We start from the raw sequence: 18,183 nt of genomic DNA on the forward strand, positions 1-18,183 counted from the left end.
TCCCGTTCTCGGGGCCGGGCCTCAGTGGTGTTCCGCGGGTGCGTGGTGTGACGAGGTGAATCACTCTGGGTGTCCCATCAACGCCCCAGTGTGAGGAGTGCGCATGCGTCATCGCCTAGCTCGGATTCTGGCCCGACCACTGGCCCTCACCGCCGCAGCGACCGCGATACCGCTGGCAGCGGCCGCTCCGGCGGTTCCAGCGGTCCCGGGCGGTGTCGTCGTCGGAGGATTCCCGGTCGATGTGTCCGAGAGTCCGTGGACGGTGGCACTGGCCAGCCGTGACCGGTTCGGGGGTACCCGGGCGGGACAGTTCTGCGGCGGTGTGGCCGTCGGCCGGACCACCGTGCTCACCGCTGCCCACTGCATGGACGAGGAGGTCCTGGGGGCGGCGCCGGACCAGGTGCCCGACCTCAGGGTGATCTCGGGCCGTACGGACCTGCTCTCGGACCAGGGTGAGGAGATAGCCGTCCGGAAGACCTGGGTGAACCCGGGCTATGACCCGGTCAGCAACTCCGGCGACTTCGCCGTACTCACCCTGGCCACGGAGCTGCCCTCGGAGTCGGTCATCGGCATGGCCGCCGCGGGTGATTCCGGGTACCAGGTCGGTACGACCGCGACCGTCTACGGCTGGGGCGACACCACGGGCGCCGGTTCCTTCGCCGGCGGCCTGCACGCGGCACGCGTGCGCGTCCTGCGCGACACCCTGTGCGAGGCCGCGTACCCGGGCGGTGACGAAGGCAGGTATCACGCGGGGACCATGCTGTGCGCCGGCGAGAAGGCCGGCGGGCCGGACGCCTGCCAGGGGGACAGCGGCGGGCCGCTGGTGTCCCAGGGACGGCTGATAGGCCTGGTGTCCTGGGGGAGCGGCTGCGGCTGGGCGGGCAGCCCGGGGGTCTACACGCGTGTGTCCGATGTCGCGCGGACTCTCGGTCGAGCGTCGGCGTGACAGTCGTGAAAGGGCGCCTCAAGGCGCCTGGAGGGCCCTGATCAGGGTTCGGGGCGGCTCGCGGGGAGCGGCGTTCTCGGGCTCTTCCCAGGCACTTCTCCCGCGCAGGGAGGGCGGTCGCCTCCGCTCCGGAGGTGGCCACCCTCCCTGCCGGCCCGTGCCGGGCCGGCCCGTCGTGGTGCGCGAGGTGTCAGCGCTCTTCCTCGGCGGCACTCGCTGAAGGTGAGGTCAGCCGCTCCGTCTCGTCCTGTATCTCGGCGGCGATCTTCTTGAGTTCCGGCTCGAACTTGCGGCCGTGGTGGGCGCAGAAGAGCAGTTCTCCGCCGCTCAGCAGGACGACGCGCAGGTATGCCTGGGCGCCGCAGCGGTCGCAGCGATCGGCGGCCGTCAGCGGGCTCGCGGGGGTCAGAACAGTAGTCACGTCGCCTCTTCTCTAGCTCGACGAGCTGTCGTACCAGGGTCAACATCCAACCAGCCCCAAAACGTTCCCGCTCGTGGCTTCTTCTCGAAAAATTCTTTCCGAGGTGGCTGGGTGTTGCCGGTTGGGGGCGAATGTGCCGTATCGCGTGGCTGTGTCGTCGTACGGATTCGCGTCGGATCGGTGGTGGTCGGTCCTCCCGGCCGGGTTGCCGGTTGTTCTTGAGGACGTGCCCGGAGCCTAAATGGTTCATGCCTGGAAGGGAACGTGATGTGTGCTTCACTCCATCGAGGGATCGAACAGGTATGCGACCCTCGACTAGTCTACGTTTCAGACGAGGGTGGCGTTACAACGGCTCTACCAGGCCTCTGTACCCTCTCACCGGTGACAAGTGACGTGCCCTTACCCATGAGGGCCCCATCTGAAATTCAGCGAGGAGCGAACCGCGTGACCGCCGAGACGTCCGTGCCGTCCACAGCGCTGCTGGCAGGAGCAGACCGGGACGGTTCCAACTACACCGCGCGGCACCTGCTCGTCCTCGAGGGGCTCGAGGCCGTGCGGAAACGCCCCGGGATGTACATCGGATCGACCGACAGCCGCGGCCTGATGCACTGCCTGTGGGAGATCATCGACAACTCGGTGGACGAGGCCCTCGGGGGCCACTGCGACCACATCGAGGTGGTCCTCCACGACGACGGCTCGGTGGAGGTCCGGGACAACGGCCGCGGCATCCCGGTCGACGTGGAACCCAAGACCGGCCTCTCCGGTGTCGAGGTCGTCATGACCAAGCTGCACGCCGGCGGCAAGTTCGGTGGCGGCTCGTACGCCGCGTCCGGCGGACTGCACGGCGTCGGCGCGTCCGTCGTCAACGCGCTGTCCGCGCGGCTGGACGTCGAGGTGGACCGCGGCGGGCACACCCACGCGATCAGCTTTCGCCGTGGGGTACCCGGCGCCTTCGCCGCCGCCGGCCCCGACGCGAAGTTCGAGGCCGGGAGCGGACTGCGCAAGGCCAAGAAGATCCCGAAGACCCGCAGCGGCACCCGCGTGCGCTACTGGGCAGACCGCCAGATCTTCCTCAAGGACGCCAGGCTCACCCTGGAGACCCTGCACCAGCGTGCCCGCCAGACCGCTTTCCTGGTGCCGGGTCTGACCATCGTCGTCCGTGACGAGTACGGGCTCGGCGACGGCGACAGCAAAGGTGAGGAGTCCTTCCGCTTCGACGGCGGCATCAGTGAGTTCTGCGAGTTCCTGGCCACCGACAAGGCCATCTGCGACACCCTCCGCTTCACGGGCCAGGGCACCTTCAAGGAGACGGTCCCGGTTCTGGACGAGCACGGCCAGATGACACCCACCGAGATGACCCGTGAACTCGGTGTCGACGTCGCGATGCGCTGGGGGACCGGTTACGACACGACGCTCCGGTCGTTCGTCAACATCATCGCCACCCCCAAGGGGGGCACCCATGTCGCCGGATTCGAGCAGGCCGTCGCCAAGACCGTGAACGAGGTGCTGCGCGCGAAGAAGCTGCTGCGCGTGGCCGAGGACGACATCGTCAAGGACGACGCCCTGGAGGGCCTCACGGCCGTCGTCACCGTCCGCCTGGCCGAGCCGCAGTTCGAGGGCCAGACCAAGGAGGTCCTCGGCACCTCGGCGGCCCGCCGCATCGTGAACACGGTGATCTCCCGGGAGCTCAAGGCCTTCCTGACCTCCACCAGGCGCGACGACGCCCAGCAGGCCCGGGTCGTCCTGGAGAAGGCCGTCGCCGCGGCCCGTACCCGTATCGCCGCCCGCCAGCACAAGGACGCCCAGCGCCGCAAGACCGCGCTGGAAACCTCCTCCCTGCCCGCCAAGCTGGCCGACTGCCGCAGCGACGACGTCGAGCGCAGTGAGCTGTTCATCGTCGAGGGGGACTCCGCGCTCGGTACGGCCAAGCTCGCCCGGAACTCCGAGTTCCAGGCGCTGCTGCCGATCCGCGGCAAGATCCTCAACGTTCAGAAGTCGTCCGTGACGGACATGCTGAAGAACGCGGAGTGCGGTGCGATCATCCAGGTCATAGGGGCTGGATCGGGGCGGACCTTCGACATCGACACAGCCCGCTACGGCAAGATCATCATGATGACCGACGCCGATGTGGACGGCTCCCACATCCGAACCCTGCTCCTGACGCTGTTCCACCGCTACATGCGGCCCATGGTCGAGTCCGGCCGGGTGTTCGCCGCGGTGCCGCCGCTGCACCGCATCGAACTCGTCCAGCCCAAGAAGGGGCAGGAGAAGTACGTCTACACGTACTCGGACCGTGAACTGCGCGACAAGCTGTTGGACTTCCAGACCAAAGGCATCCGCTACAAGGACTCGATCCAGCGCTACAAGGGCCTCGGCGAGATGGACGCCGACCAGCTGGCCGAGACCACCATGGACCCGCGGCACCGCACCCTGCGCCGGATCAACCTCACCGATCTGGAGTCCGCCGAGCAGGTCTTCGATCTGCTCATGGGCAACGACGTCGCTCCGCGCAAGGAGTTCATCTCCAACTCGGCGGCGACGCTCGACCGGTCGCGCATCGACGCGTAGCGGGCACACCGTCACCTGATGGGGTGAAGTGGAACGGGAAGAAGAGTCGGGGATCTTCCCGTTCTGTCCATCCTTGGGCATGCAGCAAAGCAATGATCGTCCCCACTCGGGTGGAGGCGGTCCCGCAGACGTGGGTTACGACGATCCCTGGTACGACGCCCTCGCCTCGGGCTGGGGTGAGCCGACCGGCACCGGAGCGCCGACGGCGGTGCACCCGGCGCTTCCGGCGGTGAGGCCGGCGGCGGAACCGGCAGTACGCCGGCAGGAGGGGGGCGCGGACGCGGTCGACGTGTACCTCCAGGTGCAGCGCAGCGCGGCGTTCCAGGAGGTGCGCCGCCGCTACCGGAGTTTCGTGGTCCCGGCGGTCGTCGTCTTCTGCGCCTGGTATGTGGCGTACGTCGTCACCGCCACGGCCGCGCCGGACCTCATGGCCCGACCGGTGGCCGGCGCCGTGAACGTGGGGCTGCTCGCCGGGCTAGGCCAGTTCCTGACCACCTTCCTGCTCACCTGGGCCTACACCCGGCACGCGCGGCTGCGCAGGGACCGGGCCGCGCTGGAACTCCGCTGGGACACCCAGGAGTTGGCGCGGGAGCGGGGCGGTGCCTCGTGACGGAGGATCACCAGACGCTGGCATTACTGCTGTTCAGCGTGTTCGTCGCGGTCACGCTGGGGATCACCACCTGGGTGAGCCGCAGGCGGCAGGGATCGGCCGAGGAGTTCTACGCCGGTGGCCGGCTCTTCTCACCGATGGAGAATGGTTTTGCCATCGCGGGCGACTACATGTCGGCCGCCTCCTTCCTCGGCATCTCCGGGCTGATCGCGCTCTTCGGCTACGACGGGATGCTGTACTCGGTGGGCTTCCTGGTGGCCTGGCTCGTGGTCCTGTTCCTGGTCGCGGAACTGGTGCGCAACTGCGGGCGGTTCACCCTCGCCGACGTGGTGGCGGCGCGGATGCGGGAACGGCCCGTGCGTATCGCCGCGGGAACTTCGTCGGTCACCGTGTCCGTGCTGTATCTGGTGGCGCAGATGGTGGGTGCGGGCAGCCTGGTCGCGCTGCTGCTCGGCGGCCGGAGCGAGGCGGCGCAGGCCTGGACCGTCGTCGGGGTCGGCGCGCTCATGGTGGTCTACGTCTCGATGGGAGGGATGCGGGCCACCACCTGGATCCAGATCGTCAAGGCGGTCCTGCTGCTCGGCGGCACCATCGCGCTGACCGTCCTCGTGCTGCTCCGGTTCCACGGCGACTTCAACCGCCTGCTGCTCACGGCGGCCGAGCGCAGCGGTCACGGGGAGGCGTTCCTGGCTCCCGGGCTCGCCTACGGCGGGGACTGGACCTCCCGGTTCGACTTCGTCAGTCTGGGGCTCGCCCTGGTGCTGGGTACGGCGGGGCTGCCGCACATCCTGTCCCGCTTCTACACCGTTCCGACCGCGCGGGCGGCACGGCGCTCGGTCGTCTGGTCGATCGGGCTCATCGGCGGGTTCTACCTGATGACGATCGTCCTCGGATTCGGCGCGGCCGCCGTCGTCGGGCCGGAGGCCGTGCGCGGGTCCAACGCGGCCGGAAACACGGCGGTTCCCCTGCTGGCGCTCGACCTCGGCGGCGGCGCCGACTCCACCGGTGGAACAGTTCTGTTCGCGGTCGTCGCAGCGGTCGCCTTCGCCACGATCCTCGCCGTCGTCGCCGGGATCACGCTCGCCTCCTCGGCGTCCGTCGCCCACGACCTGTACGCGTCCCTGCGCCGCCGCGGAAAGCCGCACAGTGAGGTGACCGTGGCCCGGGTGGCAGCCGTCGGCATCGGCGTGCTCGCGATCGCGCTCGGCCTGCTGGCCCGCGACCTCAACGTCGCCTTCCTCGTCGGGCTGGCCTTCGCCGTGGCCGCCTCCGCCAACCTGCCCGTGCTGCTCTACTCCCTGTTCTGGCGGGGGTTCACCACCAGTGGTGCCGTGTGGGCCGTCTACGGCGGCCTGGTCCCGGCCGTGGTGCTGGTGCTGCTGTCCCCGGTGGTCTCCGGCAGCCCTGACTCCCTGTTCCCGGACGTCGATTTCCAGCTCTTCCCGCTCCAGAATCCCGGCCTGGTCTCCATCCCGCTGGGCTTCCTGGCGGGCTGGCTCGGCACGGTCACCTCGGCCGAGGCCCCCGACGAGGCCAAGCACGCGGAGAGCGAGGTACGGTCGCTGACCGGCGCGGGGGCGGTGTGACGTCCGGGCCCCGGGGTCTCCCGCCTCCTCAGACGCGGCCCGCCCACACGTAAAGGTGTTCCGGGCGGCCCGCGTCGCCGTACTTGAGGGTCAGCGTGGCTCGTCCCGTGCGCTCCAGGAGCTTGAGATAGCGCTGCGCGGTCTGGCGGCTCACCCCTGTGCGGTCGGCGAGCTCCTGGGCCGACAGCGGGCCGTCGGCGTTCAGCAGGCTCTGGCGTACCAGTTCCGCGGTGGCGGGGGAATGCCCCTTGGGCAGAGCGGGCTCCGCCGACGCCGACGCCGACGGGATGCTGAAGATGCGGTCCACTTCGGCCTGTTCCGCCTCGCCACCGCCGTCCAGGGTGCGGCGCAGTTCCGCGTAGGCCTCCAGCTTGGCGCGCAGCCCGGCGAAGGCGAACGGCTTGACCAGGTACTGCAGTGCGCCCTGCCGCATCGTCGCCTGCACGGTGGACACGTCCCGCGCCGCCGTCACCATGATCACATCGGTCTGGTGGCCGCGCCCGCGCATCTCCCGGACGACCTCGAGGCCCGTCCGGTCGGGCAGACAGTGGTCCAGGAGCACCAGATCCAGCCGGGGGAGGGTCTCCAGCAGTGTGAGCGCCTCGGCCGCGCTGTGTGCCTCACCGGCCACGTGGAAACCGGGCACCTTCTCGACGTAGGCGGCGTTGACGTGCGCGACCCGGACGTCGTCGTCCACGACCAGGACCTCGATCATCACGGCTCCTCCTTGGTGGTCTGCGGGACGAACACGGGGACGGGCGCCCCGGTGAGGGTGGCCGGTGGGCCCGGCTCGGTCAGTGCCTCGGGCAGGACCACGGTGAATTCCGCGCCCCCGCCGTCCGCCTCGTCCACGGCCGCGGTGCCGCCCTGGCGTTCGGCGAGCCTGCGGACGAGGGAGAGCCCGATGCCCCGCTCGCGGTGGTCCGGCGGCTTCTTGGTGGACCAGCCCTCAGTGAAGATCAACTCGCGTTGCTCCGCGGGAATTCCAGGTCCGGTGTCGCGTACGCCGAGCACCGCCGTACGTCCCTCGGCGCGCAGTTCGACCTCCACGCGCGCGTGCGGCGCGCCCGCGACGGCGTCGAGCGCGTTGTCCACCAGGTTCCCGACGATGGTGACCAGGCCCCCGGGGTCGATCAGCCGGTCCGGTAGCCGGGTCCGGTCCGAGATCCACAGGGCCACGCCCCGCTCGGCCGCGACCGTCGCCTTGCCCACCAGCAGGGCGGCGAGCAGCGGGTCGCGGATCTTCTCGGTGACCTGCTCCGCCGTCGCCCGGTGGTCGCCGACGACCTCACCGACGAACTCCACGGCGTCGTCGTACATCTCGAGTTCGAGCAGCCCGAGCAGGGTGTGCATGCGGTTGGCGTGCTCGTGGTCCTGGGCGCGCAGCGCGTCGATCAGCCCGCGCGTGGAGTCCAGTTCCCGGCCGAGCCGGTCCAGCTCCGTACGGTCGCGGAGGGTGGCCACGGCGCCGCCGTCACCGGTCGGCATACGGTTGGCGACCAGGACGCGCTGCCCGCGGACGGTGAGCAGGTCGGTGCCGGTCACCCGGCCGGCCAGCACGTCGGCCGTCCGGCCCGTGCCGAGTGCCTCGTCGGGGGAGCGGCCCACGGCCTCGTCACCGAGGTCCAGCAGGCGCCGGGCCTCGTCGTTGAGGAGGCGGACCCGGCCGGTGCGGTCGAGGGCGACGACGCCCTCCCGGATGCCGTGCAGCATCGCCTCGCGTTCCGCGAGCAGCGCCGCGATGTCGGAGAAGGCCAGGTCCCTGGTCTGCCGCTGCACCCGCCGGGAGACGAGCCAGGCCGCGAGCGCGCCCACGGCCAGTGCCCCGCCCGCGTACGCGAAGAGCCCCGGGACCGCGTGGATCAGCCGGGCCCGGACACTGTCGTAGGCGATGCCGACCGAGACCGCCCCGATGATCTCGCCGTCGCCGTCGCGCAGCGGGACCTTGCCGCGTGCGGAGCGCCCCAGCGTGCCGTTGTCGATCTCCATGACCTCGCGCCCCGCCAGGGCCTCGCCGGGATCGGTCGAGACCGGGCCGCCGATCCTGCGGGGGTCGGTGTGCGACCAGCGCACGCCCCGGCGGTCCAGCACCACCACGTACTCGGCGCCGGTGGCCTTCCGGATCCGTTCCGCCTCCCGCTGCACCGGCCCGTCCGGCGTGGGCGACGTGCTCCGCAGGTCCCGTGCGATCTGTGACTGCTGGGCGGTGGTCTGGGCGATGGCGAGCGCGCGGCGCATCGCCTGGTCGTCCAGCTGGGCACCGAGCGGGGCGAGGAACAGCCCGGTCGCGAGCACCGCGACTCCCGCGGCGATCGCCAGCTGCATCAGCAGGACCTGAGAGAAGACCCGCCGCGGCAGGCCGAGGCGCAGGCGGCGGGTGAGGGGGGTGGTGCGCATGTCCATGACGGTACGTGGGCGGGCGTCGGGGCAGCGCGGATGTGGCGCGGATCGCCCCGCACCTGCGAGGAGGGCCTGCGAGGAGGAGCCGTCGTCCGTGAGGAATCGCGTGCGGCCGGTCAGCTCGCGAGTGCCGCCACGGTCACCTCGCGCACCGCCACCACGTCCATCCGCGCGGGTGAGCCCAGGACCGACGCCCCGCAGCTCTCCGCGCGGGGCGGCAGGGACGCGCCCTGCGCCACCTCCACCCGCCACCGACGCCCGTCGACGTGCGCGACGAGCACCTGCCAGCGCGGTGCCGCGCCGTCCGTCCGTACGACGGTCAGCGCATCGGCGGCGTACTCGCCCACCTCGGTACGCACGGCCAGCTCGGCCGCCTGGCCGGGGCGCTCCCAGGCGGAGTTCCCGCGGCACTCCTTCACGACGATCCGGCCCTCCTGCGCGCCGTGCAGCGCCTCCTTGACGGTGTGCGCCCCGGCCCTGCCGTACGCGTAGCCGTGGGGCAGCACGAGCACCGTCGGTGCGAACCGGTGTCCGCCCAGATGGGTGACCTCCCAGACGCCCTGGACCCCGGAGGCGGTGAGTTCGGCCGCCAGGGGCCGTCCGAGAAGCGCGCAGCAGCGATCGCGTTTGCCGTTGGTGCAGACGAGGGCGAGCGGGTCCCCGTCGTGCGGCCGTCCGCCGAGCGCCGCGTCGAAGGTGCCGCTCTGCCCCCTGCCGAGAGCGGTGAAGTCGAGGTCGAGCAGCCGCTCGGGGTCCGTGGTCGCGGCGGCGTGCAGCCACGTGTTTCCCGGAACGGTGTGGGCCGCGTACACCCGGCGGGTGGCGAGCGTCCGGGGGTCCGCGTGTCGTCCCGGGCGCCGGATGAGGGCGATCCGCACTCCGGTGCCCTTCGTGGCGGCCTCCAGGGCGCGGCCCAGAGCGGGGTCGAGGTGGCTCGACGTGAGCGCCTTGGCACCCCACGGGCCGGGCTGCTCCAGCAGGAGCCAGGTCCTCGCGGTGGCCGCGGTTCCCGCGACGGGCTCGTCGAGCTCGCGGGACAGGGTTGAGCACGTACTCACAGAGGTGAGCCTAACCTGAGTTGTTCCGAGGTGGCTTTCCGGCCCACGGGTACCCCGTTCCGGCGGCGGAGCACGAGCCGGTCGGCCGCGCATATCCTGGCGGGTCAGTCGGTTCGCGGACATGCGCCGAGGCGCGAGCCGGTGTACGCGAGGGTGCGAGAGGGGTCGCGGAGTGGAGCACAGCAGCGGTCGGCAGATTCCGGTCGTCGTCCTGGCCGGGTTTCTCGGATCCGGAAAGACCACCCTGCTCAACCACCTCCTCCACCACAGCGGTGGCAGCCGTATCGGGGCCGTCGTCAACGACTTCGGTGCCATCGAGATCGACGCCATGGCGGTGGCCGGCGCGCTCGGCGACTCGACGCTCTCGCTCGGAAACGGGTGTCTGTGCTGCGCCGTAGACGGCAGCGAGCTGGACGTCTACCTCGAGCGGCTGGCACGGCCGTCCGCCGGGATCGACGTCATCGTCATCGAGGCCAGCGGTCTCGCCGAGCCGCAGGAGCTCGTACGGATGGTGCTCGCCAGCGAGCACCCCGGCATCGTGTACGGCGGGCTCGTCGAGGTCGTGGACGCCGCCGAGTTCGCGCGGACACGCGCCGGGCACCCCGAGATCGACCGGCATCTCGGCCTGGCGGATCTGGTCGTCGTGAACAAACTCGACCGGGCAAAGGACGCGGAGCGCGTGCTCGACGTCGTGCGGTCGCTCGTCGACCGCGCCGCCGTCGTTCCCGCCACGCACGGCCGTGTCGATCCGGAGTTCCTCTTCGACTGCAGGCCCGGTGAGGAACGCGTCGGGCAGCTCTCCTTCGACGACCTGCCCCGGCACGGCCCCGCCGACGCCGACGAGCACACCGAGCACCTGCACGCCGCGTACGACAGCCTGTCCTTGGCCTCCGCCGCGCCCCTCGACCCCCGGCGGCTGATCCGGTTCCTCGACAGCCGGCCGGAAGGGCTCTACCGGATCAAGGGGTACATCGACTTCGGGCCGTACGACACCGGGAACCGGTACGCCGTGCACGCCGTCGGCCGGTTCCTGCGGTTCTACCCGGAAGCCTGGCCGGCCGGCGCGGAGCGGCTGACGCAGCTGGTGCTCATCGGCACCGGCATCGACGCAGCCACGCTCCGCAAGGAGCTGGAGGCCTGCGTCGCCGACGCCCCGCACACCGACGAGCAGGGCATGTGGGGCGTTCTGCGCTACGTACGGGAGCCCGAAGACCAGCGGGGTTAGGGCACCCCGCCGGTGCCGGTCGGCGGGGTCAGGACGGGCCCGCCACCACCGCCACCGTCTTCGGCATGGGCACTCCCGAGCCGTCGCGGCGCGGGTCGGGTTCCGGCAGGTCGACCGGAGCGCCGTTCTTCTGTGAAGCGCGGGCCGGAGCGGGACCGGCCCAGGCCAGGGACAGGCAGTCCTCGCCCTTGAGGAACCGCTGGCAGCGCACCCCGCCGGTGGCCCGGCCCTTGCGCGGGTACTGGTCGAGCGGGGTCAGCTTGGCCGTCGTCTGGACGGAGTCGTCCAGTGTGCCGCGTGAGCCCGCGACCGTGAACACCACTGCGTCCACCGCCGGATCGACCGCCGTGAAGACGATGACCTTCGCGTCCTCCGCGAGCTTGATGCCCGCCACACCGCCGGCGGGACGGCCCTGCGGACGGACCTGTGCGGCCTGATAACGCAGCAGCTGCGCGTCGTCCGTGATGAAGACCAGGTCCTCCTCGCCCGTGCGCAGTTCGACGGCGCCGACGATCCGGTCGCCCTCCTTGAGCGTGATGACCTCCAACTCCTCCTTGTTGGAGGGGTAGTCGGGCACGACGCGCTTGACGACACCCTGCTGTGTGCCGAGCGCCAGGCCCGGCGACGACTCGTCGAGCGTCGTCAGGCAGACCACCTGCTCGTCCTCCGCGAGGGAGACGAACTCGGCCGTCGGCGCCCCGCCCGAGAGGTTCGGGGTCGGCATGGTCTCCGGAAGCTGGGGCAGGTCGATGACGTTCACCCGCAGCAGGCGCCCCGCCGAGGTGACCACCCCCACCTCGCCGCGGGCCGTGGCCGGTACCGCCGAGACGATCAAGTCGTGCTTGACGCGCTTGGCGCCCGCGTCCACGGGGAACGGCTCCGCGTTCGCCGTACGGGCGAGCAGGCCCGTGGCGGACAGCAGCACCCGGCACGGAGCGTCCGCCACCTGAAGCGGTACGGCGGCGGCCGGGACGGCGGCCGAATCCTGCAGGACCGTACGGCGGTCGTTGCCGAACTTCTTGGCCACCGCGGCCAGTTCGGCCGAGACCAGCTTGCGCAGCTCCGCGTCCGACTCCAGGATGCGGGTCAGCTCCTCGATCTCCTTGTTCAACCGCTCCTGCTCCGCCTCCAGTTCGATGCGGTCGAACTTGGTGAGGCGGCGCAGGGGGGTGTCCAGGATGTACTGCGTCTGGATGTCGCTCAGGGAGAAGCGCTCCATCAGACGCTGCTTCGCCTGCGCGGAGTTCTCGCTGGAGCGGATGAGGCGGATGACCTCGTCGATGTCCACCAGGGCGGTGAGCAGGCCCTCGACCAGGTGCAGACGGTCGCGCCGCTTGCCGCGGCGGAACTCCGAGCGGCGGCGTACGACCTCGAAGCGGTGGTCGAGATAGACCTCGAGCAGTTCCTTGAGGCCCAGGGTGAGCGGCTGGCCGTCCACCAGGGCCACGTTGTTGATGCCGAAGGACTCCTCCATGGGCGTCAGCTTGTAGAGCTGCTCCAGGACCGCCTCCGGCACGAAGCCGTTCTTGATCTCGACGACCAGGCGCAGACCGTGCGCGCGGTCGGTGAGGTCCTTGACGTCGGCGATGCCCAGGAGCTTCTTCGAGCCGACCAGGTCCTTGATCTTGGAGATCACCTTCTCCGGGCCGACCGTGAACGGCAGCTCGGTGATGACCAGGCCCTTCCTGCGGGCCGTCACGTCCTCCACGGTGACCGTCGCACGGATCTTGAAGGAGCCGCGGCCCTTCTCGTACGCGTCCCGGATGCCCGGGAGGCCGACGATCCTGCCCCCCGTCGGCAGGTCGGGGCCCGGCACATGGCGCATCAGGGCGTCGAGATCGGCGTTCGGATACCGGATCAGGTGCCGGGCGGCCGCGATCACCTCGCGGAGGTTGTGCGGCGGCATGTTGGTGGCCATGCCGACCGCGATGCCCGACGCCCCGTTCACCAGGAGGTTCGGGAACGCGGCGGGCAGGGTCACCGGCTCCCGCTCCTGGCCGTCGTAGTTGGGCGCGAAGTCGACCGTGTCCTCGTCGATGGACTCGGTCATCAGGCTCGTGGCCTCGGTCATCCGGCTCTCGGTGTACCGCATGGCGGCCGGCGGGTCGTCGTTGCCCAGGGAGCCGAAGTTGCCGTGGCCGTCGACCAGCGGGACCCGCATCGAGAAGGGCTGCGCCATGCGCACCAGGGCGTCGTAGATCGACGCGTCGCCATGGGGGTGCAGCTTGCCCATGACCTCGCCGACCACGCGCGCGCACTTCACATAGCCGCGGTCGGGGCGCAGGCCCATCTCGTTCATCTGGTAGACGATGCGGCGGTGCACCGGCTTCATGCCGTCGCGCGCGTCCGGCAGGGCGCGGGAGTAGATGACCGAGTACGCGTACTCGAGGAAGGAGCCCTGCATCTCGTCGACGACGTCGATGTCGAGGATCCGCTCCTCGTACGAGTCGTCGGGCGGCGGGGTCTTCGTGCTGCGGCGGGCCATCGCTGCCGGCTCCTTGCTGAAGCGTGGGACGGTATCTGACGCGGACCATTGTGGACCGCCGCACCGACAACCGGGACCAGGACCCCGCCGCGGCCCTCCGTCGGGGGCCGGGGCCGGTGGCGCGAGCAGAGTACGCGCACGTGCCGTCGGCGCCGCGGGCGGGCCGGGACCTCGGCCGGCGGAGGGGCGCAGCGCCGGGAGAGACCCCACACGTCGCACGGACCACGTCCGCACCCTTCCGCCCCACCCGGAACCCGCGGTTCTCGCTCTGGGCGAACCCGGTCCCCGTCCGGGAACTCCTCGGTGCCCCGGACGCTTGCATACAGTGGCAGGACCGGCACAAACGGCGGATGCGACGACCGCCTCCGCGATCGAAGGGACGTACATGCCCATGGGTCACACGGCCACAGCCCAGGCAGGCTCCGGCGGCCTGACAGCGACCGAGCACCGTTTGGCCAACGGCCTGCGCGTGGTGCTCTCCGAGGACCACCTGACCCCCGTCGCGGCGGTGTGCCTCTGGTACGACGTCGGCTCGCGCCACGAAGTCAAGGGACGCACCGGCCTGGCTCACCTTTTCGAGCACCTGATGTTCCAGGGGTCCGGGCAGGTGAAGGGCAACGGTCACTTCGAGCTGGTCCAGGGCGCCGGAGGCTCGCTCAACGGCACCACCAGCTTCGAGCGGACCAACTACTTCGAGACCATGCCCGCTCACCAGTTGGAGCTCGCCCTCTGGCTCGAGGCCGACCGCATGGGCTCCCTGCTGGCCGCCCTGGACGAGGAGTCCATGGAGAACCAGCGGGACGTCGTCAAGAACGAGCGCCGCCAGCGCTACGACAACGTCCCCTACGGCACGGCCTTCGAGAAGCTGACCGCCCTCGCCTTCCCGGACGGCCACCCGTACCACCACACGCCCATCGGCTCGATGGCGGACCTGGACGCGGCCACCCTGGAGGACGCCCGCGCCTTCTTCCGCACGTACTACGCGCCGAACAACGCCGTGCTCTCCGTCGTCGGTGACATCGACCCGGAGCAGACGCTCGCCTGGATCGAGAAGTACTTCGGTTCCATCCCCTCCCACGACGGCAAGCCCGAGCCCCGCGACGGCTCGCTGCCCGAGGTCATCGGCGAGGAGCTGCGTGAGCTCGTCGAGGAGGAGGTTCCCGCGCGTGCGCTGATGGCCGCCTACCGGCTGCCCGAGGACGGCACGCGCGCGAGCGACGCCGCGGACCTGGCGCTCACCGTCCTCGGCGGCGGCGAGTCCTCCCGGCTCTACAACCGGCTGGTGCGCCGGGACCGTACGGCCGTGGCGGCCGGATTCGGCCTGCTCCGGCTGGCCGGGGCGCCCTCCCTGGGCTGGCTGGACGTGAAGGCGTCCGGCGACGTGGAGGTGCCGGTCATCGAGGCGGCGATCGACGAGGAGCTCACCCGGTTCGCCGAGGAGGGCCCCACGGCCGAGGAGATGGAGCGCGCCCAGGCCCAGTTGGAGCGCGAGTGGCTGGACCGGCTCAGCACCGTCGCCGGCCGGGCCGACGAACTGTGCCGGTACGCCGTCCTGTTCGGCGACCCGCAGCTCGCCCTCACCGCCGTCGGGCGCATCCTCGACGTGACCGCCGAGGACGTCCGGGAGGTCGCCGAGGCCCGCCTGCGCCCGGACAACCGCGCGGTGCTCGTCTACGAGCCCGTCGCCCCCGAGGCAGGGGAGTCCGAAGAAGCAGCGGCCTCCGGAACCGAAGAAGCCGCGGCCGCCGGCACCGACGAGAACGAGGAGACGGCGAAGTGACCGAGCTTGCCACGATGGACTTCCACCCCCAGCCGCAGGCGGGCGAGGCCAAGCCCTGGGCCTTCCCGGCCCCCGAGCGCACCACGCTCGGCAACGGTCTGACCGTCCTGCGCTGCCACCGTCCCGGCCAGCAGATCGTCGCGGTCGAGGTGCTGCTCGACGCGCCCCTGGAGGCCGAGCCCGACGGTCTCGACGGGGTCGCCACGATCATGGCGAGGGCGTTCTCCGAGGGCACCGACAAGCACTCCGCCGAGGAGTTCGCCGCCGAACTGGAGCGCTGCGGCGCCACCCTGGACGCCTACGCCGACCACCCCGGCGTGCGCCTGAGCCTCGAGGTGCCGGCCTCACGGCTCGCCAAGGGGCTCGGGCTGCTCGCCGACGCCCTCAGGGCGCCCGCGTTCGCCGACAGCGAGGTCGAACGCCTCGTCCGCAACCGTCTCGACGAGATCCCGCACGAGCTGGCCAACCCCTCCCGTCGTGCCGCCAAGGAACTCTCCAAGGAGCTGTTCCCGGCGACTTCGCGGATGTCCCGCCCGCGGCAGGGCACCGAGGAGACGGTGGTCGGCATCGACTCGTCGGCCGTACGCGCCTTCCACGAGAAGCATGTCCGTCCCGCGACCGCCACCGCGGTGGTCGTCGGTGACCTCACCGGCATCGACCTGGACGAGCTGCTCGGTGACACCCTCGGCTCCTGGACCGGATCGGCCGCCGAGCCGCGGCCCGTTCCGCCGATCGTCGCCGACGACACCGGCCGGGTCGTGATCGTGGACCGCCCCGGCGCCGTGCAGACGCAGCTGCTGATCGGCCGGGTCGGAGCGGACCGGCACGACCGCGTGTGGCCCGCGCAGGTGCTCGGCACCTACTGCCTCGGCGGCACCCTCACCTCCCGCCTGGACCGCGTCCTGCGCGAGGAGAAGGGCTACACCTACGGCGTACGGTCGTTCGGCCAGGTCCTGAGGTCCGCGCCGCCTTCCTCCTCCGGAGGGGCCACGGGCGCGGCCATGCTCGCCATCAGCGGCTCCGTCGACACCCCGAACACCGGGCCCGCGCTCGAGGACCTGTGGACGGTGCTGCGCACGCTCGCCGCGGAGGGCCTCACGGACGCCGAGCGTGACGTCGCCGTGCAGAACCTGGTGGGGGTCGCGCCGCTCAAGTACGAGACCGCCTCGGCCGTCGCCGGCACCCTGGCCGACCAGGTGGAGCAGCACCTGGCCGACGACTACCAGGCCGAGCTGTACCGCCGGCTCGCCACCACCGGCACCGTGGAGGCCACCGCGGCCGTGGTGAACGCCTTCCCGGTGGACCGCCTCGTGACCGTCCTGGTCGGCGACGCGGCGCAGATCAAGGCGCCCGTCGAGGCGCTCGGCATCGGCGAGGTCACGGTCGTGCCCGCCGAGTAGCCGGCGCGCGCAAGCGGAGCGCACGCGCGTGCGGGCCCTGGTGGCACGAAAGTCACCAGGGCCCGCCTGTGCCCGGATTGGGGCGGAGAGGTCCTGTCTGCCCTGTGGGATGCGCTACAGAGGACGGGATCCGTTTGAGGATCGGAAGACGCCCCGCTTAGCGTCATCCGGGCTGTTCGTCGGGCAGTGCGCCGCACCCGCGGCACCGGACAGCCATCGCCGAGTCCCCGCACGGCGCGAGCCAGGGGAGCCGGGGACCCAGTCGTGCAGTCCCTGGGGTGAATCGGACGCCCGCGCCTGGCGCGAGGGGCCCGTAGGAGACCTTCCTGCTCCGAACCCTTCAGCTACCCGGTAGGCGAGAGGGAAGGAAAGGACCACCCACTCCATGGCGTTCACACGCGCCTCCGGGAAGCACCGTCGTCCCGGCCGCATGCACCGCGGCACCGCCAGGGCGGCGGGCGTCGCGGCCCTCACCACCACCGGCGTGGTCGGCTCCCTCGCGACCCCGGCGTCCGCCGCCGGTCCCGCCGCGCAGCAGACCGGCCTGACCCCCGTCATCGCCATGGGTGAGGAAGTCGCCGCACGGGTCGACGCCCAGGCGGCCGCCCAGCACGAGGCCGCGCGGGAAGCGGCCCGGGCCGCCGCGCGCGAGGCCGCGGAGGAGGCCGCGCGGGAGAGGGCGGCAGAGGAGGCCGAGAGGGCCCGCGAGGCCGAGGAGCGTGCCGCGCGGGAGGCCGAGCGCAAGCGCCTCAACACCTTCGTGTCGCCGATCGCGGGTTCCTACGTCTCGACCGGTTACCTGTCCGGCGGCGCCGTCTGGTCCTCCGGCAGCCACACCGGTGTCGACTTCCACGCCGCGAGCGGCACCCCCGTGCTCTCGGTCGGCACGGGCACCGTCGTGGAGGCCGGCTGGGGCGGCGCCTACGGCAACCAGGTCGTCATCAAGATGCACGACGGCACCTACACCCAGTACGGCCACCTGTCGTCCGTCGCCGTCTCGGTGGGACAGCAGGTCACCCCGGGACAGCGGATCGGCGTCTCCGGTGCCACCGGCAACGTCACCGGCGCGCATCTGCACTTCGAGGCCCGTACGACCGCCGAGTACGGCTCCGACATCGACCCGGTCGCCTACCTCCGCGCGCACGGCGTGAACCTCTGACCCGAGGCGCTCCTGGCCCGAGGCGCGAACCCCGACGCCCCGGCTCGGCTCCCGAGCCGGGGCTCTCCGCGTGCCGAGCGGCCGGATGTCCACGGGCGCGGTGTCCTTCCCGAAAGGACGGAGCCGCGCCGCCCGGAAAGGGCGACGCGGCTCCACTCGCTGCCGGAGAAACCGGAGAACTCGTCAGACGGTCTCGGGGAGCTCCTCGAGACCCTCGGAGACCAGCTTCGCCAGACGGTCCAGGGCGGCGTCGGCGCCCTCGGCGTCGGAAGCGAGGACGATCTCCTCGCCGCCCTGGGCGCCCAGGCCCAGGACGGCCAGCATGGAGGCCGCGTTGACGGGGTTGCCGTCAGCCTTGGCGATCGTCACCGGGACGCCTGCGGCCGTGGCGGCTCGGACGAAGATGGAGGCGGGACGGGCGTGGAGGCCCTCGGCCCAGCCGACGTTGACGCGGCGCTCAGCCATGTGTTGCTGCCCTTCGGTGTTCAGGTTGTCTAGACCAGTTTCCCATATCGGGAACCACGCCGGGAGCGGAGCTCGTCCCC

Annotated in this window: 14 protein-coding genes and 1 riboswitch; of the genes, 8 read left to right on the plus strand and 6 right to left on the minus strand. The window is 71.4% G+C overall.

Annotated elements, in window-relative coordinates; translation table 11 throughout:
• Nucleotides 1-103: 103 nt before the first annotated feature.
• A complete protein-coding gene (locus DIZ27_RS21840) occupies nt 104-946 on the plus strand; it encodes a trypsin-like serine protease (RefSeq protein WP_109380132.1) in 843 nt (280 codons plus the stop codon).
• 190 nt (nt 947-1,136) lie between these two features.
• Here DIZ27_RS21840 and DIZ27_RS21845 read toward each other — a convergent pair whose 3' ends face one another.
• Nucleotides 1,137-1,367: a hypothetical protein gene (locus DIZ27_RS21845; RefSeq protein WP_109380133.1), complete on the minus strand. Its 231-nt coding sequence runs from the start codon at nt 1,365-1,367 to the stop codon at nt 1,137-1,139.
• Between the two features lie 444 nt (nt 1,368-1,811).
• Between DIZ27_RS21845 and DIZ27_RS21850 the strand changes: the two genes are divergently transcribed.
• The 3 genes from DIZ27_RS21850 to DIZ27_RS21860 all read left to right on the plus strand — a co-directional run bounded on the left by DIZ27_RS21850 (nt 1,812) and on the right by DIZ27_RS21860 (nt 6,131).
• Entirely contained in the window at nt 1,812-3,935 is a 2,124-nt protein-coding gene (locus DIZ27_RS21850; RefSeq protein ID WP_109380134.1) for a type IIA DNA topoisomerase subunit B, read from the plus strand.
• Nucleotides 3,936-4,014: 79 nt separating this feature from the next.
• Complete coding sequence (locus DIZ27_RS21855; protein ID WP_109380135.1) at nt 4,015-4,545, plus strand: DUF485 domain-containing protein; 531 nt, start codon at nt 4,015-4,017, stop codon at nt 4,543-4,545.
• Complete coding sequence (locus tag DIZ27_RS21860) at nt 4,542-6,131, plus strand: cation acetate symporter (protein ID WP_109380136.1); 1,590 nt, start codon at nt 4,542-4,544, stop codon at nt 6,129-6,131. Before DIZ27_RS21855 ends, DIZ27_RS21860 begins: the two co-directional genes overlap by 4 nt.
• 28 nt (nt 6,132-6,159) lie before the next feature.
• On the opposite strand, the gene DIZ27_RS21865 is transcribed toward DIZ27_RS21860, so the two are convergent.
• The 3 genes from DIZ27_RS21865 to DIZ27_RS21875 form a co-directional block, all read right to left on the minus strand.
• Nucleotides 6,160-6,846 (minus strand): response regulator, encoded by a 687-nt coding sequence (locus DIZ27_RS21865; protein WP_109380137.1) that lies wholly within the window; start codon nt 6,844-6,846, stop codon nt 6,160-6,162.
• Nucleotides 6,846-8,528: a sensor histidine kinase gene (locus DIZ27_RS21870; RefSeq protein WP_181383633.1), complete on the minus strand. Its 1,683-nt coding sequence runs from the start codon at nt 8,526-8,528 to the stop codon at nt 6,846-6,848. Before DIZ27_RS21870 ends, DIZ27_RS21865 begins: the two co-directional genes overlap by 1 nt.
• A 119-nt stretch (nt 8,529-8,647) precedes the next feature.
• A complete protein-coding gene (locus DIZ27_RS21875; protein ID WP_109380139.1) occupies nt 8,648-9,589 on the minus strand; it encodes a sucrase ferredoxin in 942 nt (313 codons plus the stop codon).
• Between the two features lie 172 nt (nt 9,590-9,761).
• Between DIZ27_RS21875 and DIZ27_RS21880 the strand changes: the two genes are divergently transcribed.
• Nucleotides 9,762-10,814: a GTP-binding protein gene (locus DIZ27_RS21880; protein ID WP_258308496.1), complete on the plus strand. Its 1,053-nt coding sequence runs from the start codon at nt 9,762-9,764 to the stop codon at nt 10,812-10,814.
• A 28-nt stretch (nt 10,815-10,842) separates the two neighbouring features.
• On the opposite strand, the gene DIZ27_RS21885 is transcribed toward DIZ27_RS21880, so the two are convergent.
• Nucleotides 10,843-13,299, minus strand: a complete 2,457-nt coding sequence (locus DIZ27_RS21885) for a DNA topoisomerase (ATP-hydrolyzing) subunit A (RefSeq protein ID WP_109380141.1) — start codon at nt 13,297-13,299, stop codon at nt 10,843-10,845.
• Between the two features lie 391 nt (nt 13,300-13,690).
• Here DIZ27_RS21885 and DIZ27_RS21890 point away from each other — a divergent pair, with 391 nt between their 5' ends.
• The 3 genes from DIZ27_RS21890 to DIZ27_RS21900 all read left to right on the plus strand — a co-directional run bounded on the left by DIZ27_RS21890 (nt 13,691) and on the right by DIZ27_RS21900 (nt 17,638).
• The gene (locus DIZ27_RS21890; protein WP_258308503.1) at nt 13,691-15,079 is read left to right on the plus strand and encodes a pitrilysin family protein; all 1,389 of its coding nucleotides are present in this window, start codon (nt 13,691-13,693) and stop codon (nt 15,077-15,079) included.
• The gene (locus DIZ27_RS21895) at nt 15,076-16,479 is read left to right on the plus strand and encodes a pitrilysin family protein (RefSeq protein ID WP_109380143.1); all 1,404 of its coding nucleotides are present in this window, start codon (nt 15,076-15,078) and stop codon (nt 16,477-16,479) included. Before DIZ27_RS21890 ends, DIZ27_RS21895 begins: the two co-directional genes overlap by 4 nt.
• Nucleotides 16,480-16,686: 207 nt before the next feature.
• A riboswitch (cyclic di-AMP (ydaO/yuaA leader) is annotated at nt 16,687-16,852 on the plus strand.
• 12 nt (nt 16,853-16,864) lie between these two features.
• Entirely contained in the window at nt 16,865-17,638 is a 774-nt protein-coding gene (locus tag DIZ27_RS21900) for a M23 family metallopeptidase (protein ID WP_109380144.1), read from the plus strand.
• Nucleotides 17,639-17,821: 183 nt separating this feature from the next.
• On the opposite strand, the gene DIZ27_RS21905 is transcribed toward DIZ27_RS21900, so the two are convergent.
• Nucleotides 17,822-18,103, minus strand: a complete 282-nt coding sequence (locus DIZ27_RS21905; RefSeq protein WP_003993478.1) for an HPr family phosphocarrier protein — start codon at nt 18,101-18,103, stop codon at nt 17,822-17,824.
• Nucleotides 18,104-18,183 lie beyond the last annotated feature (80 nt).

The sequence above is a fragment of the Streptomyces sp. NWU339 genome, assembly GCF_003143855.1.
Classification (GTDB): Bacteria; Actinomycetota; Actinomycetes; order Streptomycetales; family Streptomycetaceae; genus Streptomyces.

Coding starts and splice junctions, on each gene's coding strand:
- DIZ27_RS21900 (WP_109380144.1), top strand. CDS start 16,865: ATGGCGTTCACACGCGCCTCCGGGAAGCACCGTCGTCCCGGCCGCATG.
- DIZ27_RS21855 (WP_109380135.1), top strand. CDS start 4,015: ATGCAGCAAAGCAATGATCGTCCCCACTCGGGTGGAGGCGGTCCCGCA.
- DIZ27_RS21840 (WP_109380132.1), top strand. CDS start 104: ATGCGTCATCGCCTAGCTCGGATTCTGGCCCGACCACTGGCCCTCACC.
- DIZ27_RS21890 (WP_258308503.1), top strand. CDS start 13,691: ATGGGTCACACGGCCACAGCCCAGGCAGGCTCCGGCGGCCTGACAGCG.
- DIZ27_RS21870 (WP_181383633.1), bottom strand. CDS start 8,528: ATGCGCACCACCCCCCTCACCCGCCGCCTGCGCCTCGGCCTGCCGCGG.
- DIZ27_RS21905 (WP_003993478.1), bottom strand. CDS start 18,103: ATGGCTGAGCGCCGCGTCAACGTCGGCTGGGCCGAGGGCCTCCACGCC.
- DIZ27_RS21865 (WP_109380137.1), bottom strand. CDS start 6,846: ATGATCGAGGTCCTGGTCGTGGACGACGACGTCCGGGTCGCGCACGTC.
- DIZ27_RS21885 (WP_109380141.1), bottom strand. CDS start 13,299: ATGGCCCGCCGCAGCACGAAGACCCCGCCGCCCGACGACTCGTACGAG.